26 protein-coding genes are annotated in these 25,390 nt (G+C 66.2%); 9 read left to right on the forward strand and 17 right to left on the reverse strand.

Annotated features, from left to right (window positions below; translation table 11 throughout):
• The first annotated feature begins 294 nt into the window (after window positions 1-294).
• Complete coding sequence (locus JOZ00_RS18600; RefSeq protein ID WP_293346209.1) at window positions 295-1,803, forward strand: alkaline phosphatase family protein; 1,509 nt, start codon at window positions 295-297, stop codon at window positions 1,801-1,803.
• Between the two features lie 482 nt (window positions 1,804-2,285).
• Here JOZ00_RS18600 and JOZ00_RS18605 read toward each other — a convergent pair whose 3' ends face one another.
• Window positions 2,286-3,056: an SDR family oxidoreductase gene (locus tag JOZ00_RS18605; protein WP_293346210.1), complete on the reverse strand. Its 771-nt coding sequence runs from the start codon at window positions 3,054-3,056 to the stop codon at window positions 2,286-2,288.
• Window positions 3,057-3,094: 38 nt separating this feature from the next.
• Window positions 3,095-3,925, reverse strand: coding sequence for an alpha/beta hydrolase (locus JOZ00_RS18610; RefSeq protein ID WP_293346211.1), 831 nt, complete (start codon window positions 3,923-3,925; stop codon window positions 3,095-3,097).
• A 67-nt stretch (window positions 3,926-3,992) separates the two neighbouring features.
• Here JOZ00_RS18610 and JOZ00_RS18615 point away from each other — a divergent pair, with 67 nt between their 5' ends.
• Window positions 3,993-4,601, forward strand: a complete 609-nt coding sequence (locus JOZ00_RS18615; protein WP_293346213.1) for a TetR/AcrR family transcriptional regulator — start codon at window positions 3,993-3,995, stop codon at window positions 4,599-4,601.
• Window positions 4,602-4,604: 3 nt separating this feature from the next.
• On the opposite strand, the gene JOZ00_RS18620 is transcribed toward JOZ00_RS18615, so the two are convergent.
• The 4 genes from JOZ00_RS18620 to JOZ00_RS18635 form a co-directional block, all read right to left on the reverse strand.
• Window positions 4,605-5,753 (reverse strand): hypothetical protein, encoded by a 1,149-nt coding sequence (locus JOZ00_RS18620; protein WP_293346215.1) that lies wholly within the window; start codon window positions 5,751-5,753, stop codon window positions 4,605-4,607.
• Complete coding sequence (locus tag JOZ00_RS18625) at window positions 5,737-6,303, reverse strand: TetR family transcriptional regulator C-terminal domain-containing protein (protein WP_293346255.1); 567 nt, start codon at window positions 6,301-6,303, stop codon at window positions 5,737-5,739. The genes JOZ00_RS18620 and JOZ00_RS18625 overlap by 17 nt, the downstream gene beginning before the upstream one ends.
• A gap of 111 nt (window positions 6,304-6,414) precedes the next feature.
• The gene (locus tag JOZ00_RS18630) at window positions 6,415-7,701 is read right to left on the reverse strand and encodes a lipase family protein (protein WP_293346217.1); all 1,287 of its coding nucleotides are present in this window, start codon (window positions 7,699-7,701) and stop codon (window positions 6,415-6,417) included.
• A 71-nt stretch (window positions 7,702-7,772) separates the two neighbouring features.
• Complete coding sequence (locus JOZ00_RS18635; RefSeq protein WP_293346219.1) at window positions 7,773-8,717, reverse strand: PHB depolymerase family esterase; 945 nt, start codon at window positions 8,715-8,717, stop codon at window positions 7,773-7,775.
• A 76-nt stretch (window positions 8,718-8,793) separates the two neighbouring features.
• On the opposite strand from JOZ00_RS18635, the gene JOZ00_RS18640 reads away from it, so the two are divergent.
• Window positions 8,794-9,252: a MarR family winged helix-turn-helix transcriptional regulator gene (locus JOZ00_RS18640; RefSeq protein WP_293346221.1), complete on the forward strand. Its 459-nt coding sequence runs from the start codon at window positions 8,794-8,796 to the stop codon at window positions 9,250-9,252.
• Window positions 9,253-9,263: 11 nt separating this feature from the next.
• Here the strand turns inward: JOZ00_RS18640 and JOZ00_RS18645 are convergent, their stop codons facing one another.
• From JOZ00_RS18645 to JOZ00_RS18685, 9 genes are all read right to left on the reverse strand, one after another.
• The gene (locus JOZ00_RS18645; RefSeq protein WP_293346223.1) at window positions 9,264-10,073 is read right to left on the reverse strand and encodes a polysaccharide deacetylase family protein; all 810 of its coding nucleotides are present in this window, start codon (window positions 10,071-10,073) and stop codon (window positions 9,264-9,266) included.
• A 187-nt stretch (window positions 10,074-10,260) separates the two neighbouring features.
• Window positions 10,261-11,661 carry an alpha/beta hydrolase-fold protein gene (locus JOZ00_RS18650; RefSeq protein ID WP_293346225.1) on the reverse strand — a complete coding sequence of 467 codons (1,401 nt, stop codon included), beginning with the start codon at window positions 11,659-11,661 and terminating at the stop codon, window positions 10,261-10,263.
• 119 nt (window positions 11,662-11,780) lie between these two features.
• The gene (locus JOZ00_RS18655; protein ID WP_293346227.1) at window positions 11,781-14,063 is read right to left on the reverse strand and encodes a heavy metal translocating P-type ATPase; all 2,283 of its coding nucleotides are present in this window, start codon (window positions 14,061-14,063) and stop codon (window positions 11,781-11,783) included.
• Window positions 14,060-14,272: a heavy metal-associated domain-containing protein gene (locus tag JOZ00_RS18660; RefSeq protein ID WP_293346229.1), complete on the reverse strand. Its 213-nt coding sequence runs from the start codon at window positions 14,270-14,272 to the stop codon at window positions 14,060-14,062. The genes JOZ00_RS18655 and JOZ00_RS18660 overlap by 4 nt, the downstream gene beginning before the upstream one ends.
• 76 nt (window positions 14,273-14,348) lie before the next feature.
• On the reverse strand, window positions 14,349-15,119 hold the full coding sequence (locus JOZ00_RS18665; protein ID WP_293346231.1) for an SDR family oxidoreductase: 771 nt from the start codon (window positions 15,117-15,119) through the stop codon (window positions 14,349-14,351).
• Window positions 15,119-15,940 carry a mycofactocin-coupled SDR family oxidoreductase gene (locus JOZ00_RS18670; RefSeq protein WP_293346233.1) on the reverse strand — a complete coding sequence of 274 codons (822 nt, stop codon included), beginning with the start codon at window positions 15,938-15,940 and terminating at the stop codon, window positions 15,119-15,121. The genes JOZ00_RS18665 and JOZ00_RS18670 overlap by 1 nt, the downstream gene beginning before the upstream one ends.
• Before the next feature lie 30 nt (window positions 15,941-15,970).
• Window positions 15,971-17,035 (reverse strand): hypothetical protein, encoded by a 1,065-nt coding sequence (locus tag JOZ00_RS18675; RefSeq protein WP_293346235.1) that lies wholly within the window; start codon window positions 17,033-17,035, stop codon window positions 15,971-15,973.
• A 9-nt stretch (window positions 17,036-17,044) separates the two neighbouring features.
• Window positions 17,045-18,175: a sulfotransferase gene (locus JOZ00_RS18680; protein ID WP_293346237.1), complete on the reverse strand. Its 1,131-nt coding sequence runs from the start codon at window positions 18,173-18,175 to the stop codon at window positions 17,045-17,047.
• A gap of 30 nt (window positions 18,176-18,205) precedes the next feature.
• Window positions 18,206-19,090 (reverse strand): SDR family NAD(P)-dependent oxidoreductase, encoded by an 885-nt coding sequence (locus tag JOZ00_RS18685; protein WP_293346239.1) that lies wholly within the window; start codon window positions 19,088-19,090, stop codon window positions 18,206-18,208.
• A 143-nt stretch (window positions 19,091-19,233) separates the two neighbouring features.
• Between JOZ00_RS18685 and JOZ00_RS18690 the strand changes: the two genes are divergently transcribed.
• The 3 genes from JOZ00_RS18690 to JOZ00_RS18700 are packed head-to-tail and all read left to right on the forward strand — an operon-like array spanning window position 19,234 to window position 21,225.
• On the forward strand, window positions 19,234-20,199 hold the full coding sequence (locus JOZ00_RS18690) for a LysR family transcriptional regulator (protein WP_293346257.1): 966 nt from the start codon (window positions 19,234-19,236) through the stop codon (window positions 20,197-20,199).
• Window positions 20,200-20,240: 41 nt separating this feature from the next.
• A complete protein-coding gene (locus JOZ00_RS18695) occupies window positions 20,241-20,711 on the forward strand; it encodes an SRPBCC family protein (protein WP_293346241.1) in 471 nt (156 codons plus the stop codon).
• 40 nt (window positions 20,712-20,751) lie between these two features.
• Window positions 20,752-21,225, forward strand: a complete 474-nt coding sequence (locus JOZ00_RS18700; RefSeq protein WP_293346243.1) for a DUF417 family protein — start codon at window positions 20,752-20,754, stop codon at window positions 21,223-21,225.
• A 5-nt stretch (window positions 21,226-21,230) separates the two neighbouring features.
• Here the strand turns inward: JOZ00_RS18700 and JOZ00_RS18705 are convergent, their stop codons facing one another.
• Window positions 21,231-21,860 (reverse strand): TetR/AcrR family transcriptional regulator, encoded by a 630-nt coding sequence (locus JOZ00_RS18705; protein ID WP_293346245.1) that lies wholly within the window; start codon window positions 21,858-21,860, stop codon window positions 21,231-21,233.
• Window positions 21,861-21,945: 85 nt separating this feature from the next.
• Complete coding sequence (locus tag JOZ00_RS18710) at window positions 21,946-22,644, reverse strand: TRIC cation channel family protein (RefSeq protein WP_293346247.1); 699 nt, start codon at window positions 22,642-22,644, stop codon at window positions 21,946-21,948.
• A 47-nt stretch (window positions 22,645-22,691) separates the two neighbouring features.
• On the opposite strand from JOZ00_RS18710, the gene JOZ00_RS18715 reads away from it, so the two are divergent.
• From JOZ00_RS18715 to JOZ00_RS18725, 3 genes are all read left to right on the forward strand, one after another.
• Window positions 22,692-23,324, forward strand: coding sequence for a TetR/AcrR family transcriptional regulator (locus tag JOZ00_RS18715; protein WP_293346249.1), 633 nt, complete (start codon window positions 22,692-22,694; stop codon window positions 23,322-23,324).
• Between the two features lie 88 nt (window positions 23,325-23,412).
• On the forward strand, window positions 23,413-25,203 hold the full coding sequence (locus JOZ00_RS18720; RefSeq protein ID WP_293346251.1) for an NAD(P)/FAD-dependent oxidoreductase: 1,791 nt from the start codon (window positions 23,413-23,415) through the stop codon (window positions 25,201-25,203).
• On the forward strand, window positions 25,200-25,390 hold a 191-nt coding region (locus JOZ00_RS18725; protein ID WP_293346253.1), incomplete at its 3' end, for an FAD-dependent oxidoreductase. The genes JOZ00_RS18720 and JOZ00_RS18725, both read left to right, overlap by 4 nt.

Raw genomic sequence — 25,390 nt, forward strand, 5'->3', positions numbered from 1 at the left:
CTGCTCCTGCTGGCAGGGCTCCCAGAAGGTGGGCCGGTCGAGCTGTGGGTCGGCCAGTGTGTCCATGACGATCATTGACCGTCTCCGTGACGGCGCTCCGGACACTGAAACCACCCGCGCGCATTGCTCACGACGACGACGATCAAGTAAAACCCATTCACAGGGAAATCAAATTGTTTGGGCGGGAATACATCTCAGCGAACGGCGCCGGACTTTAGGCGGGGAGGCCACGGTCGGCGTTCGCGCGCATCCCGGAACCGCGCATGAGAATGGACTACATGAAAGGCGCCATCGATGACTGGACTGGAGTCAATCGACCACGTCATCCTGCTCATGCTGGAGAACCGGTCGTTCGACCACCTGCTCGGCTATCTCTACCCCAAATCCGACACTTTCGACGGCCTGGACGGCACAGAATCTAATCGCGACTGTGCCGGCTATGCGGTATCGGTGTACCCGATCACGCCGCAAGACCCAAACGCCTACTACTACCCGCTAGCGAATCCCGCCGAGGGATTCACCGCAACCAACGAACAGCTGTTTAGTTGCCCTAAAGCCCCCGCCAGTGGGAAGGCAACCAACAACGGCTTCGTCACCAGCTTCGCTTCCGCGCTCACCAAACCCGCCCATCCACTCGACCCCAAGCTCGTCGGTGCGCAGCCGTCCTCGATCATGGGCATGTACTCGCCCGAGACACTGCCCGTACTCAGCGGGCTGGCCAAAGGTTTTGCCGTCTGTGACCGATGGTTCGCATCGGTTCCCACCCAGACCTTCCCCAATCGTGCGTTCGCCGTTGCCGGAACATCGCTGGGTTACGTCGACAACTCGGCTCGCGGCGCGCCAGCGTTCAACACGCCCTCAGTGTTCGGGAAACTTGGCGAGGCCGGCCAGACCTGGACGATTTATGGCTACTCCGGTCGCCCCCTGACCGCCAATGACTTTCCCGATACCGTCTCTCCTGGTGTTGGGTGCGCCGTGAAGTCCGGGTTCGATAAATTCCAGAACGACGCGGCCAGCGGGCGGTTGGCGGCCTTCAGCTACCTCGAGCCCGAGTGGGCTACCTATCCTGGCAGCAACACTGCGGCGGCCACCACCCAAGCCAACGACCAACACAACTTTCAGGTAGAGAACGACCAGCACCCGGTCTCAAATATGGCCGTGGGCGAACAGCTCATCTTCGACGTCTACACAGCGCTGCGAAACAATCAGGCCATCTGGGAGAAGAGCGTACTCATCATCACCTATGACGAGCACGGAGGAAATTACGACCACGTTCCCCCCGAAACAGGCGCTACTCCGCCAGATAACAACGTCCAAGCAGGCTTCGACTTCACACGCTTCGGAGTCCGCGTCCCGGCGGTCATCGTGTCCCCCCTGATTCGGGCCGGAACCGTCTTTCGGGCACGCGCCGGCAGCCCGCCCTACGACCACACATCAATCATTTCGACCCTGCGAGCCCGCTTCAATCTCGGCCCGCTAGGCAAGCGGGACGCTGTCGCGCCGCACCTCGGGCACATCCTCACTTTGTCCAAACCACGCCGCGACGACCCGTTGAAGGACATCACCCCACCCAAGGCGGCTGATCCCGTCTTGCAGAGCGGCTCCGCCCCGATCGGTGAGGCGCCCAGTTCATTTCTGAGTGCCAAGGCCGTCTCCGCGGCCACGCTGCCCGTTCGCTCCGAATCGAGCGAGAACCCGCAGCAAACAATTACCGCGTTGCCCACCGCCGCCAAACAATATGCCTTCATTCAGGACCGGCTGCAATCGTGGGAAGCTGCAGGCAAACCACTTACCGCCACTTGACCAGCCGAGCAGTTTGGGTCGGTATCGGCGGCGGATGTCGTCGAACGGTGACTGAATTCGTACAGCTCGATTGGAGTGAAGCCGAGCGGGTCGGTGTAATAGCCGACCCGCCATAGGATTCGGTCCTTCCCGGGCGCTGCGATCACGACTGGAAGGTGGCCATCTGCCGCCCGTACGACCATCGCGAACCTCAGTCCTCTGTGGACCGCGGGCCGGGGGAACCACCTCGTGTTGTGGAAGTTTTCATACCCACTTCGCCCAGGATTCCCTCGCGCAGACCGCGTTTGTGCCGGGTCCGTTCACGTCGGGGCGCGATCATTGACTCATGTTGTTTGAACTTCACAGATCGTTGGTCCTGCTCCGGAATCGAGCGCGCGAACTACGTGACGAAGTTTCACAATCGCGGGCGGCCGGCCTCTCCGGCCAGCGTCGTCGCGGTAGCCAATCGAAAGACAACAGCCAAAACTGATACGGCTGAACGCCTATCCGCCCACCATCATCAGGCCCCCGTCGACGGCAAGCAATTGTCCGGTGATGAAACCCGAACCGGGACCGGCCAAGAAGACCAGCATCGGCCCGACATCGCGGGCGGGTTCGCCCAGTGCGCCACCGAGCGGGATCATCATCTGCATTTGTTGGTCGATGAGGGCGGCGGCTTGCGGACCGAGGAAGTCCCGCAAGCGGTCGGCGCCGGGTGTCTGCACCGCCGGCGCCAACGCGTTGACGGTGACATTGTCGCCGGCCCAGGCTTTGGCGGCCGATCGCGTCCACGCCTGGACCGCGCCCTTGGTCGCCGCGTAGACGGCCGAGATCGGGCTGCCCATAACGGCTTCGGACGACCCGAAGTTGATGATCTTGCCGCCCTTGGGATCTTGGTCCTTCATCACCGAGTATGCGGCCTGGTTCGTGAGGATGGTCGCCTTGACGTTGGTGTCCAACAGGAATGAGATCTCCTCGACGCCAATGTAGCCGGGGATTCCCGGCTGCCACAGTCCGGCGGCGTTCACCAGGACGTCCAGGCCGCCGAGCCGGTCGGCCGCCTGTCGAACCATCGCCGAAACCGCGTCGTTGTCCCGAACGTCGCACTGCAACCACGCGGCCGCGAGATGTTCCGGCGGCGGTGTCTGGTGATAGGTGGCGGCGACACTCGCCCCCGCTTCGGTGAGCACTCCGACGGCGGCCGCGCCGATTCCGGTCGCGCCACCGGTAACCAGGATTCGCCGGCCGTGCAGCGGCGGCGTCGCATCTGACATGGCCAAGACGCTACCGCTACACCGCGGGGGCGAGTCGATTACGTGCGAACGGCGACCGTCAACAGCAGATTGGCGAGCCGGTCCGGCTGGTCGAGCATGGAGAACGTCCGGGCTCCCTCGATGATCTCCAGGCGGGCGTTGGGAATGGTCGCGGCCAGCCGGGCGCCGTCTTCCTGCTCAAAGAACACATCGTCTGCCGACCACGCGATGAGGGTCGGCTTGTCGATCTCGGGCAGACGGGCCGCCACGCCCGTCGTCACCTCGGTGCGCAGCGACAACGTGAACTGGCGCAGGTCCTCGGCGACCGCCGGCAGCGACATCGCCGGGCGCACCCAAAGCTGGGTCAGTTCGTCGATGTTGCTGTGCGCCAAGCCGTCGAAGGCACGCTTGCGGGCGATCGGTGCGCGCATGGCCTGCATTGCGGTGCGGAACACCGTCTTCGATTTGGCGGCCAGGATCACCGGTTTGAGGATCGGCGGCGGAAAGTGTTCGAACGCATCGCAACTCGTGAGCACCAGCGCACCCAGTCGCTCGGGATGGTGCACGGCCACCAGTTGCGTGACGACCCCGCCGGTGTCGTTGCCCACCAGCACCACGTCCTGCAGGTCCAGCGCGGTCAGCACCTCGGCGACCATGCCCGCGACGCCGTTGATGGTTCGATCGGCGCCTTCGCGCAGCGGCACGGGATGCGCGCCCAACGGCCACGTCGGGGCGATGCACCGCAGACCCAGATCGGCGAGCCGATCGCTGACCTGCCGCCACAGCTGGGCGCCCATCATGTAGCCGTGCACGAAGACGACCGGCCTGCCGTTCTCGGGTCCGGTTGCTTCGTAATGAATGGTCCCGGCACTAATGTCGATCGTCGACATAGAGAACTCCTATATCAGAGGTACATTTACAAACAGACTGTCTGTTCGTAAGTTACCAACAGGCTGTATGGAAAGCAAGAGACGCACTCAGGAAGAGCGCTCCGCGGCAACCCGCGACGCGCTGATCGCGGCTGCCCGCAAGCTGTGGGGGCTGCGCGGTTACGCCGACGTCGGGACCCCGGAGATCGCCACCGCCGCGGGAGTCACCCGAGGCGCGATGTACCACCAATTCGCCGACAAGGCAGCACTATTCCGCGAGGTCGTCGAGGTCGTGGAGCAGGACGTGATGGCCCGGATGGCCCTCGTGGTGGCCGAGTCGGCGGTGACGACCCCGGCCGACGCGATCCGCGCCGCGGTCGACGCGTGGCTCGACGTCTCGGGCGATCCCGAGGTGCGTCAGTTGATCTTGCTGGATGCTCCGAGCGTGCTCGGCTGGGCGGAGTTCCGTGACGTCGCCCAGCGGTACAGCCTGGGCATGACCGAACAGTTGCTCAGCGAGGCGATCAGGACCGGCCAGTTGGCCCGCCAGCCGGTGCGGCCGTTGGCGCACGTGCTGATCGGCGCGCTGGACGAGGCGGCGATGGTCATCGCCACCGCCGACGATCCGAAACGCGTCCGTCGCGAAACCCGAGAGGTGCTGCACCACATCATCAACGGGATCTTGGACGAGAAGTGACGCTCACGGCGACCGGCAGGTGAGCGAAGCCCGAACGATTACGCTGTCGGAGTTCAGCAAATTGGTCTCGACGTCGCCGTAGAAGTAGCGCTGATCGGGGCTCCAGTCCGCCGTCTGGACCACCGTCGCCCAGACCTGCTTGCCGCCGAACCCCCGGGTGTCGCCACTGTTGAAGTCGCTCAGGCGCTGCGCGTCCGAACCGTCGGCGTTCATGGTCCACCAGTCGGTACCGCGGGATGGGTTGTCGGCGTTGGTCATCCACAGCACCTGCGCGCTCGGCGTGAAGCGAGGATGTTCGTTGTAGCTGTCGCCTCGTGTCAAGCGCGTAGTCGCGCCGGACGCAAGGTCCAGGCGGTAGATCTGACTACTCCAGAAGTTGTGCGTCTCGAAGTCGCTCGTGAACACGATGGACGCGGAATCCGCTGAGAAGCCGCCTGTCTCGTTGAACGCGTCGCCAGGAGGCGAAATTGTACGGATGTGGGACAGCGTAGGTGTGCCGTCTTGCGCGACATTGAAATCCGCGACCTTGATGATCCAGTACCCGGCAAAGCGATTCGGGACAAGGGGCCTGCCCGCCGCGGTGCGTTCGGTCCATTCGAGCAACCGGCCGTCGGGTGAAAATTCCGGCAGCAGTGTGCCGTGATCCTTGTCGACCGGGACGTTGGTGAGGCGCCATGCGCGTGAACCGTCGGAGGTGGCTACCCACAGATCCGAGTAGCTGCCCCATCCGGGCGTGGCGCCAACGGAGTTGCCTGGGTGAGTGGGCTTTTCGGCGGCGAAGGCGATGTATCGCCCCGACGGGCTCCACGCAGGCGATCCGGTGGTGCGTTGCGGGAAGGCCGCGGACCCCAGTCCGAACTGAGTTCGGCTGGAGCCGTCCTGCTTGACCGTATAGATGTGGAAGAGGCCGTCATCGGCCTTGGCGTTGAACGCGATCAGGTTGCCGGCCTTGGACCAATTGACCCCGAAGGCGTCTTGTTGAAAGACCTGGGTTGCGATCGGCGGGCCACATCCGCTGTGCCCGAGCGGTTTTCCCGGCGTCGTCGGGTGCGCGCCCCGGCCGCGCGGTCCCGCGCACGACACGCACAGGACAATCGCGACCACCGCGATCACGCGTCTGGCGACCTGGATCCCGTCAGGCGCGGTGCACATGAGCGATGCCTGCGATGACGCCCTGGATGAGGCGGTCCAGGTGCTCGGGGCTATCGACGGCGGGCTGACCCGCGACGAAAGTGAGCATGACGCCGTTGATGAAAGCTAGTGTGGCGGTTGCCTGGTCGGAGATCAGCGCGGGATCCGGCGCGCTCTCGCCCGCGTGCCATTGGGTAACCACGTCGCGCGCCAGGCCGTAGAGCCGCCCCGCCGACTCGTCGAGGATCTCGGCGAGTTCCGGGTCTCGGCCGGCGAGCAATGCGAGCTCGTAGCGGGCCTTGGCGCGGGTCAGCCAAGGTTCGCTGTTCACGTACATGACGATGCGGGCGAGGCCGGCGGTGCCGGTGAATTGCGTCGACTGATTGTCTGCCAACTCGGTCATCAAGGAGAAGTCCGCCAGGTCGAGTTCGGCCAGGCGGGTCGCGATGGCCTGCAGCAGCGCCTTGCGGGTCCTGAAGTAGAACGACGCGGTGCCCGGCGGAACGTCGGCGCGTTCGTCGACCTTAGGGTGGCTGACCCCGTGGACACCGTCGCTGCCGAGCAGTTCAATCGCGGCGTCGGCGAGCTGGCGGCGTCTCTCGGGCGCGTTGTGCTTTCTACGTGCAGCGATGCGACCCAGTCTATCCGGGGGTGACGGCAGCACCTGGAGCGCGCTGGTTTGCTAGAACTGGCCGCAGTTCGGCGTGGTGGGTGCGCCGTTGAACCGCGCGGCGATCCATTGCATCGCGGGTTCACCGTCGACGAGCATCGGCAGCGCGTGATTGATGACGAGCTTGTTGAGGAAAGGCGGCTCCTCGTTGGTGCGGAAGTCCACATCGGCGTCCTGGGCGCACCAGTCACGGCCGAGCTGGTTCGCCGCGGTCCACGGCACCAGCGGGTCGTAACGGTTGCTGTCGATCAGGACGGGCGCGTTGGGTTTGAAGCGCCCGAGCTTCTGCGCTTCGAACAGGCTGTTGAAGGGTTCTTCGTTCACCAATTGATTGATGTCCTCGGTGAAATAAGGCTGGATGTGGCGAAACATGAAATCGATGAGGGTCTGGCCGACGCATTGACGCGACACCGATTCGAGCATTGCCAGGCCGCGCGGCGTCATTTTCGACCGGATGGTGTCGGCGAATTCGGGGTAGGCGGCCATCACACTGTTGAGCGCGTAGCCGACCACGCCGACGAGGACGCTGCCGTCCGCGTAGGGCAGTAACTCTTTGAGGTTGGCCGGCGGCGCCCCCGCGTAGGTACCGACGATATGTAAATCGGGGGCATACTGCGAGGCGAGTTCGGCACCCGACGCTGACGCGCCGCCGCCCTGCGAGTAACCCCAAAGAGCAACTGGCCCATGTGGATCCAGCGAGGTCCCGGGAAGTTTCATTGCCGCGCGGGCGGCGTCGAGCACGGCCTGGCCCTCGGCCACCCGACCCACGTACGTGTGCATCGAGGGCGTGCCCAGGCCCTCGTAGTCGGTCATCACGATGGCGAAGCCACGCGCCACCATCGTGGCGACGAAGAGCTCCTCGTAGTTGAACATGATGTCCCAGCCGCCCGAATAATGAATGCCTTGATTGAACATTCGCGACGGTGCGCACTGATTACCCTGCCCTTGCGTGCCGGGCGCGTAGCTGATCAGCGGCCGTGGCCCGCCGCCCGGCCACTGGTTGTAGGGCTCAAAGTAGGTCCCGGTGACCGCGATCGGATTGCCCCGGGTATCGGTGCTGCGGTACATGATTCGCGTCCCGGTGGCCATGATCGCACCCAGCTGACCGGACGGCTCCAGCACCAGCCGCGACGGCTCGGTGCGGATCAGGTCGCCCGGCTGCCCGGGTGGCAGCGGATCGGGCGGGGTGTAGAACTCCGCGTATCGCGGCTCGTCCCCATCCGCGCGCGCAATTCCGCCACCGAACAGGGTGCAGGAAATAAGCAGCAGGACTGTGAAAACTCCCCCGACCCGGCGCATTACGGAACGGTAACAATCGAATCCGGTCAGCGGAAGACCAATCTCTAAAATTTTAGAGATTGTGCCGCCTATTAACGGTGATTTTGCGTGAAGAATTGCCAGATGGTGTCGGTGGCGGCCAGCGCCGTCGAGGGCGCGGGAATGCCGCCGAGCTTCTCCACGATGGGGCTTGGTTGACCGCCGGGCCATTGATGACCCGCGCCGGCCACCGAGATCAACTCGACGGTGCGCCCGTCCCGGCAGCCTGCGATCTGGGTCGTGACGTCTCCGGCGGTGGTCGAGTTCGGCGCCCCGCACCCGTCAATGCCACGCCAGGTCGCGTTGACGGACTCCACCGATGGGCCGTCGACGCGCGCAGTTCCGTTGGCCGTGAACGCTTTTCCGGGTCCACCGTTATACGGAACCCGGTCGTCGGCGGTGCCGTGGATCTGCAGGACGGATGTCGGCCGCGCGCCCGAGCAGTCGGACAGCAGGGTGCCCGCCACCGGAGCGATCGCGGCGAAGGTGTCCGTCTGGCAACCCAGCCGCAGCGCCATCATGGCGCCGTTCGACATGCCGGTGACATAGATCCGCGCTCGATCGATGGGGATCTGTTGTTCGATCGTTCCGACCATCGCGGTGATGAAACCGACGTCATCGGCGTTCGTGCGCTGGGGTTCGCCGCAGCAGCTCCCGGCGTTCCAGGCGCGCAGGATTCCGTCGGGGTAGGCCACCAGGAAGTGCCCGTTGTCCGCCTCGTTGTCCCAGTTGTAGGAGCGCTCTGCCTGCGCGCCGTTGCCGAAGCCGCCGTGCAGCATCACCACCAGCGGCGCCCCATCGGGCAACCCCTGCGGCCGGTAGAGGTCAAAGGTTCGGCTGACCCCGCCCGCCTCGATGGTCTGACTGGACTGCCCAACCGGGATCGATTGGGAGCCAGGGTTTCCCAGCGCGTGCCCGCCGCCCAGGCAGCCGCCGAGCACGGCCACCAGTACCGGCAGAAGACACAACGCGAGCACCCGAACGTAGCCAGATCGCATGAGCACATCGTGGCAGTCGCATCCGATTTTGACAAGTGGCTTGTCAATTTTCTCGGGGATGGCACACTCATACGCCATGCGACGCGAAAAGGACGCCGAGTGGCAGCCCACCGTTCCGGCGCTGGTGAACCTGGTGGCCGCGTCCGGGGGCCCGCATCTGCGTGCCGCGTTCGCGGCGGCCGGACTCGACGGCATTCGCCCGGCGCAGGCTGTGGCGTTGGTGCCGCTGGTGGCCGGCGGACTGCACGCATCGGACCTGGCCGATCAGCTGCGGGTGAGCCGCCAGGCCGTGGCCCAGGGGGTCGCGGCGCTGGAGCGGCACGGCTATGTCAGCAGGGTGCCCGACCCGGTCGATGCCCGCGCCCAGATCATCGAGCTGACGCCGCGCGGTCGACAGGCCCTGCGGGTGATGCGTTCCAACGCCCTTGATGTGGAGAAGCGGTGGGAAAAGGCCTTGGGCTCAAAGCGATTGGGAGAGCTACGGGAAACCCTGGTGCTGTTGTTGCAGGCGGAATCGGGTGACTTCGACGCGTAATGCCGTTGGCGCTACGGGGTTTTGAGGAAAATGTCGTTGAGCGTTGCGGTGCGCAGGTCCCGGGAGCGGATGATGTCGACGAGCTCCGGGTAGACGTGCGTGACCGGCAGATGGTTGAGGTGACCGATGACGATGGACTGCGGCGTGAAGTACTGGTCGGCCATCTTCACGATATATTCCTCTGTGATGAGGGTGGAGTCCGACAGCGAGCCCGACCACAGGGTCGGGACGGTGTAGCCGAGGTCGGCGGCGACCGCGTCGACGGCCGCGTTGCGTTTGGCGTACGGCGGCCGCCAGTAAGGCTTGGCGCCGATGCCGTAGGTGTTCTTGAGGAATTCGTCGTTGCGCGTGATCTGTTGGGCGATCTGCTCTTTCGAAAGTGTGGTCAGATCCGGGTGCGACCAGGTGTGGTTGCCGAGCTGGATCTGTCCGCTGTCGACCAACGGCTGCAACATCTCCTTGTTGTCCGTCCAGGAGTTGTAGATCCCGTTGACGAAGTAGGTGAGCCGCACGCCGGTGTCCTTCGCGAACTGCGTGTAGGCGCGCACGACATCGCTGTTGACGCCGTCATCGACCGTCAGTGCGAGAAGATCCCCGTCTCCGGGGATCTTCATGAGTGCTCCGCCGCCTGGCAGTGGGATGCGAGCGCTCAACGGCGGGGGCGGCAAAAGCGCCGACGGGGCGGTGGGGCCGGAGGTAGGCACCAAGTCCGTCGGCGCCTGTGCGAACGTTCGCGGCGACGGGTCGACCACGAGCCGGGCGGCGCCCACACCGGCGACGACCGACGCCGCGAGCGATCCCAAAAACTTGCGGCGGTTCATACCCGGCACCAGACGGGGTCGATCGAAGCACGATGCACAGCAGGTCCCGCGCCGCGGGCGCTCAGTGCGCGAAACTTCGGAGCCACAGCAGCGAACCGTACCATTGCCCAGGTCAATCCGCCGGATGCGGTACGGAAGGGTTAGCTGTGAATTCGTATCGAAATGGTCACGAAGTGATCAGCAGGAATTAGTGCGGTTCCGCATCGCCGCTTCGTGGTAGCTGTACCGGCTCGACAGCGGGCGTACCCAGCACCGACGCCAGCCATGGGAGTGACGCTTCAAATGCCTGGGCGGCGAACGGCCAATCATGCTTGCCCGCCTGGCTGACCACCGCGCAGCTGATGCCGTGGGCGGTGGCGGTCTGGCACAGCTCGTTGGCGGCGGCGTCCTGGCCTTCCGGATTGGCGGACGGGTCGGAGTTCACCGCCGCCAGATCCGGGTTCGTCGACTCGGCCATGTTGCGTGCGCCCGGCGACCCCGGGATGTCGAACCAGCCGGACAGCCCGGTGTAGCGGCCATGTCGATTCATGACGGTGATCGGGTCGAAGTCGGCGTACGCCGCGGTGTCGCCGCCGAACAGCTTGGCGAGGGTTGCCTCCTTCGAGCCGATGCTGGGCGCGCGGTCACCGGCGATGTCCACGAACGCGCTGAACACCTCCGGATGCATGACGGCCAGGTCGACGGCGCAGGTACCGCCCATCGACCACCCGGCAACCCCCCAGTTGTTCCGATCGGCGCTTACACCGAAGTTCGATGCCATGAACGGCACGACGTCCTTGGTCAGATGGTCGGCGGCATTGCCGCGGGCGCCGTTCACGCACTCGGTGTCGTTGTCGAATGAGCCGGTGGGATCCACGAACACCAGCACCGGGGAGAACCCGCGATGGGCGGCGGCGAAGTTGTCGATAGCGGTGAAGGCACCACCCGGGCCCAGCCAGTCGGCCGGGGTGTTGAAGGCGGAGCCGATCATCATCACCCCCGGTAGCCGCGGTGGCGGATTGCTGTTGAACCACGCGGGCGGCAGGTACACCAGTTCGCGGCGGTGGGCGAAGTGGGAGGCATAGGGGGCACTGTCGTCGATGTTGACCGGCACCACCACGCCCTTGTTCGGCCTCGTCCCGGCGACCTGCATCTCGGTGACCCGCAGCCGATCGATCTCGTCGGGCAGCGGCACCGATGTCAATTGGTTCCACGCGGCCAGCGCAGTCGGGAAGTAGCCCACCCAACCGTTCAGCGAGAGGCCCGCGCACAACACGCACAGCGGTACCGCCAGCACCGCGAGCCCGCGGCGCCACCAGCGGTTACCCGGCCAGCCCAGCAACGCGACCGCGGCGGCCAATCCGCCCAGCGCGATCCAGAGCCACAGCGCGGTCGGTGCGGGGTCACCGGCCACCCCGAGTGAGGTGATGTACCAATACGCCAGCGCGGTCACCCCGACGGCCGCGATCAGCGCGGCCGGGAGAACCCGCTTGAGCCAGCGCCGCGCACGCCATTGGATCGCGATGATCAGCACGAGCAGCGCAACTCCCTGCACGGTCAGCGGAAACCAGCCGTGCAGCAGGGACAGTTGTCCGAGGAATTGGTCCAACGGTGGAAGTGCCTTTGCTAGATCGATCGCAGCGCGAGGCTGGCCCGGTTATCAACCCGTCTCTCGTGGTCGAAAGACCACGGATGGTGGCACCAACTATCCCATATGACCTGCGCCCATCAGTTCGCCCTTTTCGGCGTGTAGCCCGGTTGCCTGGCTGTGATGACGCTGGTGAACGAGCGCAACCGCAGGCTGTTGGCGACGACGAAAACGCTGGAGAACGCCATGGCTGCGCCCGCGAGCATCGGGTTGAGCATGCCGAGCGCGGCGAGGGGGATAGCTGCGATGTTGTAGCCGAAGGCCCACACCAGGTTGGTTTTGATGGTCGTCAGGGTGCGCCGCGTCAGCTGGATCGCGTCCACGGCGGCGCGCAGGTCGCCGCGGACCACAGTGAGGTCGGCGGCCTCGATCGCGACGTCGGTGCCGGTGCCCATGGCCAACCCCAGATCCGCGGCGGCCAGCGCCGCGGCGTCGTTGACGCCGTCGCCGACCATGGCGACGACCTTGCCCTCGGACTGCAGACGCTTAACGGCCGCGACCTTGTCGGCGGGAAGGGCTTCTGCGATGACCCGGTCGATGCCGACCTGGCGGGCGACGTGATCGGCGACCGCCTTGTTGTCGCCGGTCAGCAGCACCGGCGTCAAGCCCAGCCGTTCGAACCACCGCACCGCTTCGGCGCTGGTGGGTTTGACGGCGTCGGCGACCACCAGGACGCCGCGCGCGCGGCCGTCCCACCCGACGGCGACGACGGTCTGCCCGTCGCGCTCGGCGTCGGCTTTGGCCGACGCCAGCACGGCGTCCAGCTGCTGACCACGCTCGGCCAGCATCGCTTCGCGCCCGACGATGACGGCGTGGTCGTCGACGCGGCCGTACACTCCGTTGCCTTCCACAGCAGTGAAGTCGCGTGCCTTGGGCAGGGCGCCGAGTTCGGCTCTGGCGGCTGTGGCGATCGCCCGCGCGACGGGATGCTCGGAGGCGCCTTCCAACGCGCCCGCGTGCCGCAGCAGTGTGTCGCGGTCGGTCTGGGGCGCGCAGATCACGTCGACGAGGGTCATCGCGCCGGTGGTCACGGTGCCGGTCTTGTCGAGCACGATCGTGTCGATACTGCGGGTGGACTCCAGCGCTTCAGGTCCCTTGATGAGCACGCCGAGCGAAGCCGCGCGCCCGGTGCCGACCAGCAGGGCGGTCGGCGTCGCGAGCCCGAGCGCGCACGGGCAGGCGACGATGAGCACCGCGACGGCCGCGGTCAGGGCCGCGGTGAACGCCCCACCCGCCGCGAGCCAGGCGGCGAGCGTGGCCACGGCGATCGCGATGACGACCGGAACGAACACGCCGCAGACGCGATCCGCGAGCCGCTGCACCTCGGCCTTGCCGGATTGAGCCTCCTCGACGAGCTTGGCGATCTGCGCCAGCTGCGTGTCGGTGCCGACCTTGGTGGCGCGCACGACCAGCCGGCCGCCGGCGTTGACCGTGGCGCCGATGACGGCGTCGCCCGCACCCACCTCAACCGGGACGGACTCGCCGGTCAGCATCGAGAGGTCGACCGCCGAGGACCCTGAGACGACGATCCCGTCGGTGGCGATCTTCTCTCCCGGGCGCACCACGAACTCGTCGCCCACCGCGAGTTGCTCGACGGGGACGCGGGTCTCGTCGCCATCGATCGGGACCGCGACGTCCTTGGCCCCGAGTTCCAGCAGGGCGCGCAGCGCGGCGCCGGCCGTCCGCCGCGAGCGCTTCTCGAAATAGCGGCCGGCCAGGACGAACAGAGTCACGCCCGCGGCGACTTCGAGGTAGATGTTGGCCTCGCCGCCGCCAGGGCGCACGGTCATCTCGAAGCCCTGGTGAATGCCCGGCCGCCCGGCCGTGCCGAAGAACAGGGCGTACAGCGACCATCCGAACGCGGCCAGGGTCCCGATCGAGATCAGGGTGTCCATGGTCGCGACGCCGCGCCTGAGATTGGCCCAGGCGGCCACGTGAAAGGGACCCCCGCCCCACACGACGACCGGCGCGGCCAGGACCAGCGACGCCCACTGCCAATAGCGGAACTGCGCGGCCGGGATCATCGCCATGGCGATGACGGGGATGGTGAGCACGGTCGCGATGATGAGGCGGTTGCGCAGCGATGTGAGTTCGTCGACAGTCCGCTCGCGGGACCGCTCCGGCAACGACGCCGTGTAGCCGGCCTTGTCCACCTCGGCGATCAACAGCTGTGGGTCGTAACCGACGGGGACGGTGACAGTGGCCTTCTCAGTCGCGTAGTTGACCGTTCCGGCGACGCCGTCGAGTTTGTTCAGTTTCTTTTCGATCCGGGCCGCGCACGCGGCGCACGTCATCCCCGCGATTTCCAGCTCTATGGAGTCCGCCTCGCCCGCCGGCTCGATGGTTTCCGAGGTCGAGGTCATGCCACCAATTCGGCCGTGTACCCGGCCTCGTCGACCGCCCCGAGGACCGCTGCCGCGTCGACGGGTACCGAACTGGTGACGACGAGCCGGCCCGTGTCGGCGCTGACGTCGACGCCGTCGACCCCCGGGATCCGGGCCACCTCGCTCTGGACGGCGGCCTCGCAGTGCGTGCAGCTCATCCCGCTCACCAGGTACTCGCTTGTCGGCATGGCGCTCCTTCCCGCTGCCCGCCAGGGCGGATGACCACAACATTCTGCCTGGAAGGCGGCGCGGGTGTCGGGGTGGCTACTGGCGCAGGTGCGACCCGCCGCCGATGTACCAGACCTGGCCGGTGATCCACTCGGCCTCTTCGGACAGCAGGAAGGTGGTGACCGCGGCGAGGTCGTCGGGCCTGCCCAGGCGGGAGGTCTTCCCGAACATCAGGAAGGCCTGCTGCAGTTGCAGGTCGTTCTGCCGCTCCTGGGTTTCGCCCATCACCAGGCCCGGCATGACGCCGTTGCTTCTGATGTTGTGCTTGCCCCAGTTGACCGCGACGTGCCGTGTGAGGTGATTGACGGCGGCCTTCGAGGCGCCGTAGGCGACATGCGACGGATCGCTGCCCAGGGCCGCGCCGGATGAGGTGTTGACGATGCTGCCGCCACCTTGCTCGAGCAGATGCGGGAGCACGGCGCGGATGGTGCGAACGTAGCCGAGCAGGTTCACGTCGAGGGTGCGCAGCCTCACGTCCATGCCGGTATCGAGGATCGTGGTGTCGCGCCCCAGGTTGTCCTCGGACAGGTCGGCACCCACGTTGTGCAGACCGTGAATGGTGCCGAACTCCGCGATCGTCGCATCGACGAGTCTGCGCACTGAGCCCTCGTCCGCGAGGTCGAATTCGACGGCGATGGCACGGCCACCGGACTCGGTGATGCGTTGCGCGGCGGCGGTGGCACCGGCGACGTTGACGTCACCGATGGCCACCGAGGCACCCTCGGCGGCAAGGCGTTCGGCGGTTGCCGCGCCGATCCCGGTGGCCCCGCCGGCGATGACGAACGTCTTGTCCCGTACGCCGCGCATCAGACGTAACCCACCCCGATGTCGACCGAAACCTGGGTCGCGGTAACCAGTCTCGATTGGTCGGAGGCCAGCCATGCGACGGCATCGGAGATGTCCTCGGGTTGGGCGATGCCTTCGGGCAGCAACGGCTTGTGCAAGCCGCGCAGGTGGGGGTAGTCGTCGGCCGCCGACTGCAGGGCTTCGCGCATCCGCCCGGTGCCCATCGGGGTGGACACCGCTCCGGGGTTCAGGCTGTTGACCCGAATGTTGTACCGGCCGAGCTCGGCGGCGAACGCACGGGCCATCCCGACGACCGCGTGTTTGCTTGCCGTGTAATGGATCATGAACGACTGCATCTTGATGCCCGCCGCCGATCCGATCAGGATGATCGACCCACCGCGGCCGCCCCCGATGATGTGGTGCGCGCCCGCCATCACCGTGTTCCATGTTCCGATCACGTTGGTGTCAATGGTGTCTCGGAACGCCTGCGGGCTGATCTGATCCCAGGGCGCGGGGCTGCAGATGCCGGCGTTGGCGACGATGACATCCAGCCGCCCCAGCTGGCCGACCGCTTCGTCGACGGCGGCCTTCAGCGCGTCGATGTCGCGGATGTCGACCGCGGCGGTGATGACTTTCCGGCCGTTGGCGGACACCAGTCGCGCGGTCTCCGTCAGATCGTCGGGTGTCGGCGAGTCGTAGGGGACGCTCGACGGCAGGGGTCCGGCGATGTCGACCGCGATGATGTCGGCGCCCTCGGCGGACAGGCGTACCGCGTGCGCTCGGCCCTGCCCCCGCGCCGCGCCGGTGACCAGTGCCACCTTTCCCGGAATTAGTTGAGTCATCGAGGTTTTGGCTTCCTTTCGTCGGTGTCGCTAATCGCGAACGATCTTGTCCAGCGGGTTGGAGCGTTCGAGCATGCCATAGGCCTGTTCGCCGTCCCAGGTGTAGCGCACCCCGGCCTGCTGCAGCGCCGGGAAGCTGGGCATCTCCTGTTTCATGGCGTGCATGGAGTACATGTCGTCGTCGTGATGGATGTCGTGCGTGGAAAACACTGTCTCGCCGCCGATCTCGATGACACCGTCGGCGGTCTCCAACACCAGCGAGACGTCCTCGCCCAGCGGCCTCAACCGCGTCAGCCAGGGGGCTTGCACCGCTCGGGCCGCGATCAGTTCGCCGTCGCCGGTGAAGACGAACGCCTCGTTGAAGGTGGGTTGGCCGTCCGGACGCGGCGGGTAGGCGATGTAGCCGAACGCCCTACCGCTTCCGAACACGGCCGACTGCCAGCAGTGCCCCCAGAATCCGGCGAGCTTGCGCACGCCGGTGCGCCGGATTCGCAACCCGCTGCCCGTGAAGCGGTGCCGCTCGCCGGCGGTTCGGAATTCGCCTGTGGCAGTGAATAACTGCTCATAGCGGGGCCCGCCCATCATGTCGCCCACCGAGGAGGACTTGAGCTGTGTATCGGCGTCGGGCTGCAGCGCACCCTGTACCCACGGAGGCACGGCCATCTGCGCCTCGACGCGAAAACTGATGTCGACCGTCGGGCCGGCCTTCTTGCCCTCGACCAAGTCGGCCGAGGACGTCTGGGTGGCCGGTCCCTCGTAGGACATCGTCCAGATTCCGAACGGCTCGATGCACTGGAACGCCAGGCCGCCGGCCCCGAGCACCGTGGCCGGTCCGCCGGGACCGTCGGTGGGCAACGAGGGGCCGTTGGTGCGCAACCGGTAGACCCGGCCGTCGGGGAAGGCGACATTGACCTGCACGTCATGGGAGTCCCAGTTCGCGCCGACCGCCTCAATTCCTATGCGCGGCAAGCCGATCTCGCCGCGGTCGTCGACGACCCAGAAGCTGACCGAATCACGCATCTCCGGATTCTCGGGTCGCTCCGCCAGCACGTACTCGCGCGACGCGTCGATACCGCCCGTCAGGTCAACAGCCATGTGATCTCCTCATCGATGCTTTGTCCAACGTCGGGCGCTGTCCACGTACCGGGTGAACCGAGGCCGTACCGCCTCGAGGTCGATGCCGAATTCCGTGGGATCGGCGTGTGTGCTCGGTTCGCGTTCGGTGGCGGCCTGCTCCCACCAGCTCTGCATTCGCGCTTCGAACACATCCGAGACCGGTACGCCCAACCAGGCATACAACCCGGTGACCTCCCCGATCGGATCCGCCTGCATGGCACGAAAGTCGATGTCGTAGAACCGATCATCGGCGCCGTTCGCGCGAAACGTCAAGGCGCGGTCCATGCCAAGGGACCAATGCTCGACGTTGAGCCGGCCGATGTAAGGGCGGTCGATCTCGGAGGCGAACGAGCCGATGATGTCGGCATAGAGATCGGCGACGGACAAGATGACGTCGGTGGGGTCGCGGTGCGTCATCACGAAGCGCGCGTCCGGGAAGGCCGCGTTCAAAGCATCGAGCCACAGGACGTGGGACGGGCACTTCAACCGCCACGGGCGTTCGGGCTCGCCCCATTGCACCAGCTTCATCACCCGGCGCTGATACCGCATTGTCGTCGAGAGATCCGCCTCCTCCACCAACCATGTTGAATACGAGGGGATTTCGGCGAACGACTGGAAGATGTGCGACTTGAAGTCCAGCGCCATCAGCTCGTGACACTCCATCGGGCCATGCGTATCGCCGGGTACGTGGTGACGGGTGCCGATCATCTCGCCCGCATCGGTCGGGATGCGTGGGTCGATGCCGTGCACGGTGGACGGCGGGGGGCACGGTTGAGACGACTCCCACCGGCGTAGGTAACGCACGTCCGGATCCTGGGCCAGCAGCATCGACAATGCGGTGGATCCGGTTCGCGGCAAACCCAATCCGATCAGCGGCGCCCGGATGGGTACATCGTCGATCTCCGGGTGTCGGCGATACCAGTCCTCGACCTGCAGGCGCTGCGACAGGTGGCCCACGATGCGGTGATGCAAGAACCGTTGGCCGCGCTCGCTGAGCCGGGCCTCGTCGCGCAGCGAGGACAACAGCATCTGGAGGCCCTCCCGGAACGAGTCCTCACCGAAGTCGGCGAGGCCGCACTGCCGCCCCGCCTCATCCATCAGCTCGCTGCTGGACAGCACGGTACGCTCCTTTTGAAAAGTCGTTGTGGCTCAACCCATCCACTGCCCACCGGCGACGTCGATCGTCTGCCCGCACATGTAGTCGGCCGCCCCGGAGGCCAGGAAGGCGACCATGTTGGCGGATTCCTCGGGCAGCGAGGCGCGCCCGAGCTGGACCAGGTTGGTGATCGCTTCCCGGATGGCGTCGCGGCCCGCGCGCTGCCGGTCGTCCTGGGGATCGAGCAGGTACTGCCGCATTCCCGGGTTGATCATGATTCCCGGTGCCACCGCCAAGACGTTGACGCCGCGGGGCGCGACCTCGTGCGCGAGGTTGCGGGTGAATCCGATGACCCCCGCTTTGCAGGAGTTGTAGACGACCAGCCCGCGGTGCTGAATACGGCCACCGACCGCGCCGATGTTGATGATCTTGCCGGAGCCCTGCGGCAACATGTACTGCAGCGCGGCGTGCGCGCCGTACATCATCATGGTCAGGCTGCCCAGCACGGTGTAGTCGATTTCTTGTTTGGTCTGCTGCTCAAAAGGGCTGGCCGCCACCATCACCGGGTTGTTCACCATGATGTCGAGCCCGCCGAGTTCGCCGTGGGCCTTCTGCACGGCGTCGTGCACCTGGTCCCAGTCGGACATGTCCGCCTTCACCGGAATGGCCCGCACACCCCAGCGTTGTTCGACTTCCTTCGCCCGACGCTCCACCTTCTCGAAGGTCCGGCCGATGAGCGCGACGTCCGCCCCACAGCCGGCAAGGCGATTGGCGATCGCCTGCCCCAGGCCGTCACCGCCGGCCCCGGTGACGAAGGCCTTCTTCCCGGACAGGTCCATCAACTCGGTGACCCGCTTGCCCACGATGTGTTCGGGAAGCCGGTCCAATCCCAGCAGTTGAACCCAGTCCTGCTCGTCTTGCACCGACTCGGTTTGCATCGAAGCCGATCTCCTTCACTCAGACCGGGACGGCATCACCGTCCGCACATCGCCGACGATATTGCGACATCGGGCCAAGTCGGTAATACCAATTCGGGAAACCAGCCATGCCGATTTTGTATGGCTGGTAGATGTTGAGAGCAATGGACACCCACCGGCTGAAATACTTTCTGCGGATTGCCGACGAGGGCTCGATCACCCGTGCCGCCACCGCGCTCGGCATCGCGCAACCCGCGCTGAGCCGGCAGGTGCGCCTGCTCGAAGAAGACCTCGGAATCACGCTGTTCCACCGGACCCGCCGGGGGGTGGAGCTCACCGAGGAGGGCGAACGGCTGCGCTCGTCGACGGCCGCGCCGTTGCGGCAACTGGAACTGGCGGTGCAGTATGCCGGATCACCGTTGGCGCGCATCGAGCGCGGACTGTTGTTTGGGATGTTGCCCACCACCGCGGGCGTGCTCGCGGCGCCGCTGCTGGCCGGCCTCGGCGCGGCGTTTCCCAACGTGCACTTTCACGTCGCGGTCGCCGACACCGACGACCTGGTGCAGCGTCTGCTCAACGGCGCCGTCGACCTCGCGATCATCAATCCCATCCCGGATGACCGCTTGTTCTACCGGCCGCTGCTGGTCGAGGATCTGGTTCTCGTAGGCGGTCCGGCCTCCGGTCTTTCGCCCGACCGTCTCGTCCGCTTCGCGGAGGTGGCCAGGCTGCCGCTGATCGTGCCCAGCGCGCCGACCGGGATCCGGAACACATTGGAGAACACCGCATTACGACTCAAGGTCTCCATCACGACCCGCTTTTCGACCGATTCCCTCGAGGTGGCGAAACAACTCGTCGGGGCCGGGCTCGGTTACACGGTGATGCCGTTGGCGGCGTGCCGGCCCGAGGTCGAAGCCGGCAGGCTGCGCTACGCGGCCATCTACGAACCCGAGTTGCACCACCATCTCGGCGTCGCGGCGAGCGCGGCCCTCGAAGTGCCGCGTGAATTCGCTACCAAGATCGGCGTTTTGCTGCGCGAAGAGGTGGCGCGGCTGATCAAGTCAGGCTTCTGGCCGGCGAAGGCCGTGCGCTCGCCCGTTTGGGATCCGAACTTTGCGGACCCCCAAGACTGAGAACCTCGTTACGCTGCTTCCTATAGCCGGAAGGAGGCGTCATGACCGTCACAGTTGTCGACCGAGGACCGCACCAGGTGAGCCGGCGGGTCGAAGTGGCCGCGCCGGTGGCCGACCTGTACGCCATGGTGGCCGATCCCCGGCGCCACCACGAACTGGATGGGTCGGGCACGGTGGGCGACAACATCACGGTGCCGTCGCAACTGCTCGAGGGCTCGAAATTTTCGACGCACATGAAGATGTTCGGCCTGCCGTACCGCATCACCAGCACGATCACCTCGCTGAAGCCCAACGAGGTGTTCGAGTGGCGCCACCCGCTGGGCCACCGCTGGCGCTGGGAGTTCGAGAGCCTGTCGCCGACGCTGACCAGCGTGACCGAGACGTTCGACTACCGCGACGCCGGCGCGCTCAAGAACAAGCTGAAGTACTACGAGCGGACGGGTTTCCGAAAGGCCAACGCGTCGGGGATCGAAAAGACGCTGGGCAAGTTGCGGGATCGCTACGCCGGCTGAGCGATTGAACCGGACACCGACGGCGCTCGTCTACAGATGAGTGAACTCGCTTGAACTGACGCTGACTCGGTTGGGACAGTTGATCAGCCGTTACGGCCTCGTAGTCGTGCTGGCATGGATCGGCTACGGCAAGTACGTGAAGATGGAATCGCGCGTGCTGATCGAGCACAGCCCGCTGATGAGTTGGGTCTACCACGTATTCAGTGTGACCACCGTTGCGCGTGGGCTGGGAACGATGGAAATCGTTGCCGCGCTTCTCATTGCGCTGCGGCCGCTGTGGCCGCGGGCGTCAGCGGTGGGCAGCGCGCTGGCCGTGGTGCTCTTCCTGGGGACGCTGAGCTTTCTGTTCACCACCCCGGGGGTGATCGCGCCACACGCCGGCCTTCCCGTGCTCACTGCATTGCCCGGCCAGTTTCTGCTCAAGGACCTGGTGTTGATCGGGGTCGCGGTGTGGACGCTGGGTGACTCGCTGGCAGCAGCCGCATTCACGCGTAGGGCAGTACCTGTTCGCTAAGCAGCTCAGTGCTTTTCGCACGTCGTGAACAGTGTTCCGCGGATCAGCTTCTTGGCTGCTTGCAGCGCCGCTTCGTGGGCTTGGGGCCGCAGTCGGTCCGACTGCTCCGTCAGTCCGCGGGTCAGCGCGCAGATGGCTGCCACCGTCGATTGGATGTCGGTCTTCGGCGCCAGTCTGCCTTGCCTTTTCGCGTCCGCGACGATCTCGGAGACGACATCGTGCAGCGCTTTGGAACCCGGGTACTGCGGGCCACCGCGTCGTAGCCGGGCGGTGCTGCCGGCGCGCAGCGCCCGCAGGAAGGGAGTGAGGTACGGGTAGTCGCGGGTGAGCCGGCCCGACTCGTCGAGCACGGCGACGAGTCGGTCGACGACGTCGCCGGACTCGGCTGCGGCCGCACGCAAGCGCGGCAAGACGATCTCCTCGACCTGCGCGCCGGTTGCGCTGAGTAGCTCCGACTTATTCGGAAAGTAGTGGTACAGGCTGCCGCTGGTCATGCCGGCGGCGCGAGCGATCTCGCGGATCGTCGCCTGCGAGTAGCCGACCTCGGCCACGCAACGCATTGCCGCGGTGATGATTCGCCGGCGGGTCTGCTCTCCATCTGCGCCCACCGGGCGGCCGAGTTGGGTGACGGTCATGCCGGCGGCACCTGTACCTCCGTGAGCCGGGACTGAATTGATCATTCGATTGTATTCGACTCAGACCCTGGCCCCGGCCGATGCGTCAGGTGTCCTCGCGACGGCGTGCCCGCGTCCGGAGCCGAATGCGCCACGTGCGCTGGCGCCTAGTCAGGTAATACTCGGCGGTCAACCCCTGCCCGAGCCGCCAGCCGCGCCATCTGGCCAGTAGACACCACCCCGAGCCGACGAGGATCCCCGCCAGTTCGCCCTGTGGTGTCAGGCCATAACGCGTGAAGACGACGACGGTGGCGCTCGCGGCCACCGCGCACGTCGCGTACAAAGTGTTGCCACCGAAGATCGCCGGGGTGCGGTTCACCGCCAAGTCGCGCAGCGCTCCACCGCCGACCGCGCTGATCGTCCCGAGCAAAACCGCAGGGAGCCAACTCAATCCGACGCTCAGCGTCTTCTCCGCGCCCACCACCGCCCAGGTGCCCAAGGCCAGCGCGTCGACGATCGGATACGTCAATGACCAGATGCGGGCGCGCAGCGGAATCAAAAATGCGGCCGCCGCGCCCACGAGGGCGACGATCACATAGAGCGTGTCGGTCAAGGCCACCGGCGGACCGTGTTGCAACAAAACATCGCGGATCAGGCCGCCGCCGAGCCCCGACAGGATCGCCAGCGCGACGAATCCGACAGGGTCCATGCGGAATTCGCGGGCCACGACGCCACCCAGCACGGCGTTGACGAACACACCGGCCAGGTCGATCGCGCGCGAGAATTCTCCCAATGCGAGGTTCACGGTCGCTCACCTCCGGGATCAAGGGTCGGTCAAATATATTCGACGATGTGCGCGCAAGGACACAGCTGGGCCGCCCCGTTGGCGCCAGCGGCGAGGAGACCCGCCGGCGGATCATCGTCGCCACCATGCGATGCGTGGCCGAGGTCGGTTACGCGAAGGCGACCATTCGTGAGATCGCCCGCCTGGCGAACGTGACCAGTGCCAGCCTGTACAACTACTTTCCGAACAAGTCGGAACTGATCAAGGCCACGATCGCGACCCGGGCCGAGGCGGCGATGCCGCGGGTGCGCCGGGCCGCCGAAGGGCCCGGTGACGTCATCGATCGAATCGCGGCGGTGCTGGACGAGTGCGGGAAACTGATGCGCGAATACCCGGACCTGGCCGCCTTCGAGTTTGCGATCCGCGCGGAGAACGTCACGGGCGCCGACGACCGAAAAGCGCGGCATCCGAAGAACACCGGGTTCGAGGCGTTCCACGAGATCATCGAGTCCGTCGTCGAGGACGCGCAGCGGCGTGGTGAGCTTGGTGATCGCCCGGATCCGCGGGCGGCCGTCGAGGCGATCTACGCGCTCGTCTACGGCCTCACCGAATTGGCCGCCACACTGCCTGCCGACGAGTACCACGCCGCGCTGAATTCGGCCAAGGTGCTGGTCAGAGGCACATTATTCGACAGTTCCTAGCCACGTTCGGGCTCGGGCGCAGGCCCATCCCTTGATACGATCAAGCGATTGATTATAGAGTCGGCTCACGGAGAGCGGAGTCGAGACCTTGACCGAGACTGTTGGGTGCGCGATCGACGTCGATGCGCTGCGGGACAAGTACGCCCAGGAGCGGGCGCGCAGAATCCGGCCTGACGGAATCGACCAGTACGTCGAGATCGCGGGCGAGTTCGCCCGGTTTGCCGAAGACCCCTGGGTGGACGGAACGTTCGTCCGCGAGCCGCTCACCGACGAGGTCGACGTCGCGATCGTCGGCGCCGGCTTCGGGGGGCTGCTGACCGGGGCGCGGCTGCGCGAGCTCGGCGTGCGAAGCGTGCGGCTGATCGACAAAGCCGCCGACGTGGGTGGCACCTGGTACTGGAACCGGTATCCGGGGATCGCCTGCGATGTCGAGTCCTACGTCTACATACCGCTGCTGGAGGAACTCGGCTACATGCCGGCGGAGAAATACGCCAAAGGCGCCGATATCTTCGCGCACTGCAAGCGCGTCGCCGAGCATTACGACCTCTACCGGGACGCATGCCTGCAAACCGACGTGCATGAGATTCGTTGGGACGCGGCGGATTCTCGATGGATCATCCGCACCGACCGGGGCGACGAGATGCGGGCGAAGTTCGTCTCCATGGCCAATGGCTACCAAGCCAAACCGAAGCTGCCCGGCATCCCCGGATTGGGAACCTTCGGGGGGCACACGTTCCACACCAGCCGGTGGGACTACGGCTACACCGGCGAGAAGCTGGAGAACCTGGCCGGTTTGCGCGTCGGCATCATCGGAACCGGGGCGACGGCGATCCAGTGCGTGCCGCATCTGGGGGCGGCGGCGCAGCGCCTGTTCGTCTTTCAGCGCACACCCTCGTCGGTGGACGTGCGCGCCAACCGCGCTACGGATCTGCAGTGGGCGAACGGATTACAGCCGGGTTGGCAACGCGAGCGTATTCAGAACTTTCAGATCCTCACGGCCGGCGGCCAGGCCCCCGAAGATCTCGTCGCCGACGCCTGGACGAGCATCACCCGCAAGCTTCCGGTCATGCGGCACGACGACGGGTCGGTCGATCCGGCGCAGCGGTCCCGCGACATCGAGCTCGCGGACTTCGCCAAGATGGACGAGATCCGCGCCCGCGTCGACGAGATCGTCGCCGACCGCGCCACCGCCGAGGCGCTCAAACCCTGGTATGGCTACTTCTGCAAGCGGCCCTGCTTCCACGATGAGTACCTGCAGACGTTCAACCGCGACAATGTCACCCTGGTCGACACCCGGGGGCGTGGCGTGGAGCGCATCACCGAGTCGGGCGTCGTCGTCGACGGAGTGACCTACGAGCTCGACTGCCTGATCTTCGCAACGGGTTTCGAGGTGGGCACCGATTACTGCCGCCGCGCCGGCTTCGAGTTGATCGGCCGCGACGGCCTGACCCTGACCGAGCGGTGGCGGGACGGGGTGCGCACGTTCCAGGGCTTGTGCGCCAACGGTTTTCCGAACTGCTTCATCGAGAGTATCTCCCAGGCCGGCTTGACGGTGAACTTTCCCTATTTGCTGGACGTGCAGGCTACTCACGCCGCGTGGATCATCGCGTGGGCCCTGGAACACGGCGTCACCGAGGTCGAGGCATCGTCCGCCGCCGAGGCCGCCTGGGTCGATACCGTGGTGGCCCGTTCGTCCGCGACGGCCGAGCGCGCCAAAACCTGCACCCCCGGCTATTACAACCGAGAAGGCAAGGCGGACGCCAAGACTCGACAGGGCAGTTTCTTCTTCGGAGCGCCAACCGAATACGCCGACGTCTTGGCGCAGTGGCGCGCCGACGGCGACCTGGCGGGCCTCGACATCCGCGGGCCCGGGTCGTGAAGTACGTCCTCGGCCGACTGCGGGCAGCCACCCGGCGTGGACGCCCACCCAAGGTCGCGATCATCGGCGCGGGCTTCGGCGGGCTGGGCGCGGCGGTGGCGCTGCGCCGCGCGGGCATCGACGACCTGGTGATCATCGAGGCCGACGACGGGGTCGGGGGCACCTGGCGCCGCAACACCTACCCCGG

Origin of the sequence: Mycobacterium sp., from assembly GCF_019243155.1 — a bacterium.
Lineage (GTDB): Bacteria > Actinomycetota > Actinomycetes > Mycobacteriales > Mycobacteriaceae > Mycobacterium.

Coding starts and splice junctions, on each gene's coding strand:
- JOZ00_RS18600 (WP_293346209.1), top strand. CDS start 295: ATGACTGGACTGGAGTCAATCGACCACGTCATCCTGCTCATGCTGGAG.
- JOZ00_RS18605 (WP_293346210.1), bottom strand. CDS start 3,056: ATGTCAGATGCGACGCCGCCGCTGCACGGCCGGCGAATCCTGGTTACC.
- JOZ00_RS18610 (WP_293346211.1), bottom strand. CDS start 3,925: ATGTCGACGATCGACATTAGTGCCGGGACCATTCATTACGAAGCAACC.
- JOZ00_RS18615 (WP_293346213.1), top strand. CDS start 3,993: ATGGAAAGCAAGAGACGCACTCAGGAAGAGCGCTCCGCGGCAACCCGC.
- JOZ00_RS18620 (WP_293346215.1), bottom strand. CDS start 5,753: ATGTGCACCGCGCCTGACGGGATCCAGGTCGCCAGACGCGTGATCGCG.
- JOZ00_RS18630 (WP_293346217.1), bottom strand. CDS start 7,701: ATGCGCCGGGTCGGGGGAGTTTTCACAGTCCTGCTGCTTATTTCCTGC.
- JOZ00_RS18635 (WP_293346219.1), bottom strand. CDS start 8,717: ATGCGATCTGGCTACGTTCGGGTGCTCGCGTTGTGTCTTCTGCCGGTA.
- JOZ00_RS18640 (WP_293346221.1), top strand. CDS start 8,794: ATGCGACGCGAAAAGGACGCCGAGTGGCAGCCCACCGTTCCGGCGCTG.
- JOZ00_RS18645 (WP_293346223.1), bottom strand. CDS start 10,073: ATGAACCGCCGCAAGTTTTTGGGATCGCTCGCGGCGTCGGTCGTCGCC.
- JOZ00_RS18655 (WP_293346227.1), bottom strand. CDS start 14,063: ATGACCTCGACCTCGGAAACCATCGAGCCGGCGGGCGAGGCGGACTCC.
- JOZ00_RS18660 (WP_293346229.1), bottom strand. CDS start 14,272: ATGCCGACAAGCGAGTACCTGGTGAGCGGGATGAGCTGCACGCACTGC.
- JOZ00_RS18665 (WP_293346231.1), bottom strand. CDS start 15,119: ATGCGCGGCGTACGGGACAAGACGTTCGTCATCGCCGGCGGGGCCACC.
- JOZ00_RS18670 (WP_293346233.1), bottom strand. CDS start 15,940: ATGACTCAACTAATTCCGGGAAAGGTGGCACTGGTCACCGGCGCGGCG.
- JOZ00_RS18675 (WP_293346235.1), bottom strand. CDS start 17,035: ATGGCTGTTGACCTGACGGGCGGTATCGACGCGTCGCGCGAGTACGTG.
- JOZ00_RS18685 (WP_293346239.1), bottom strand. CDS start 19,090: ATGCAAACCGAGTCGGTGCAAGACGAGCAGGACTGGGTTCAACTGCTG.
- JOZ00_RS18690 (WP_293346257.1), top strand. CDS start 19,234: ATGGACACCCACCGGCTGAAATACTTTCTGCGGATTGCCGACGAGGGC.
- JOZ00_RS18695 (WP_293346241.1), top strand. CDS start 20,241: ATGACCGTCACAGTTGTCGACCGAGGACCGCACCAGGTGAGCCGGCGG.
- JOZ00_RS18705 (WP_293346245.1), bottom strand. CDS start 21,860: ATGACCGTCACCCAACTCGGCCGCCCGGTGGGCGCAGATGGAGAGCAG.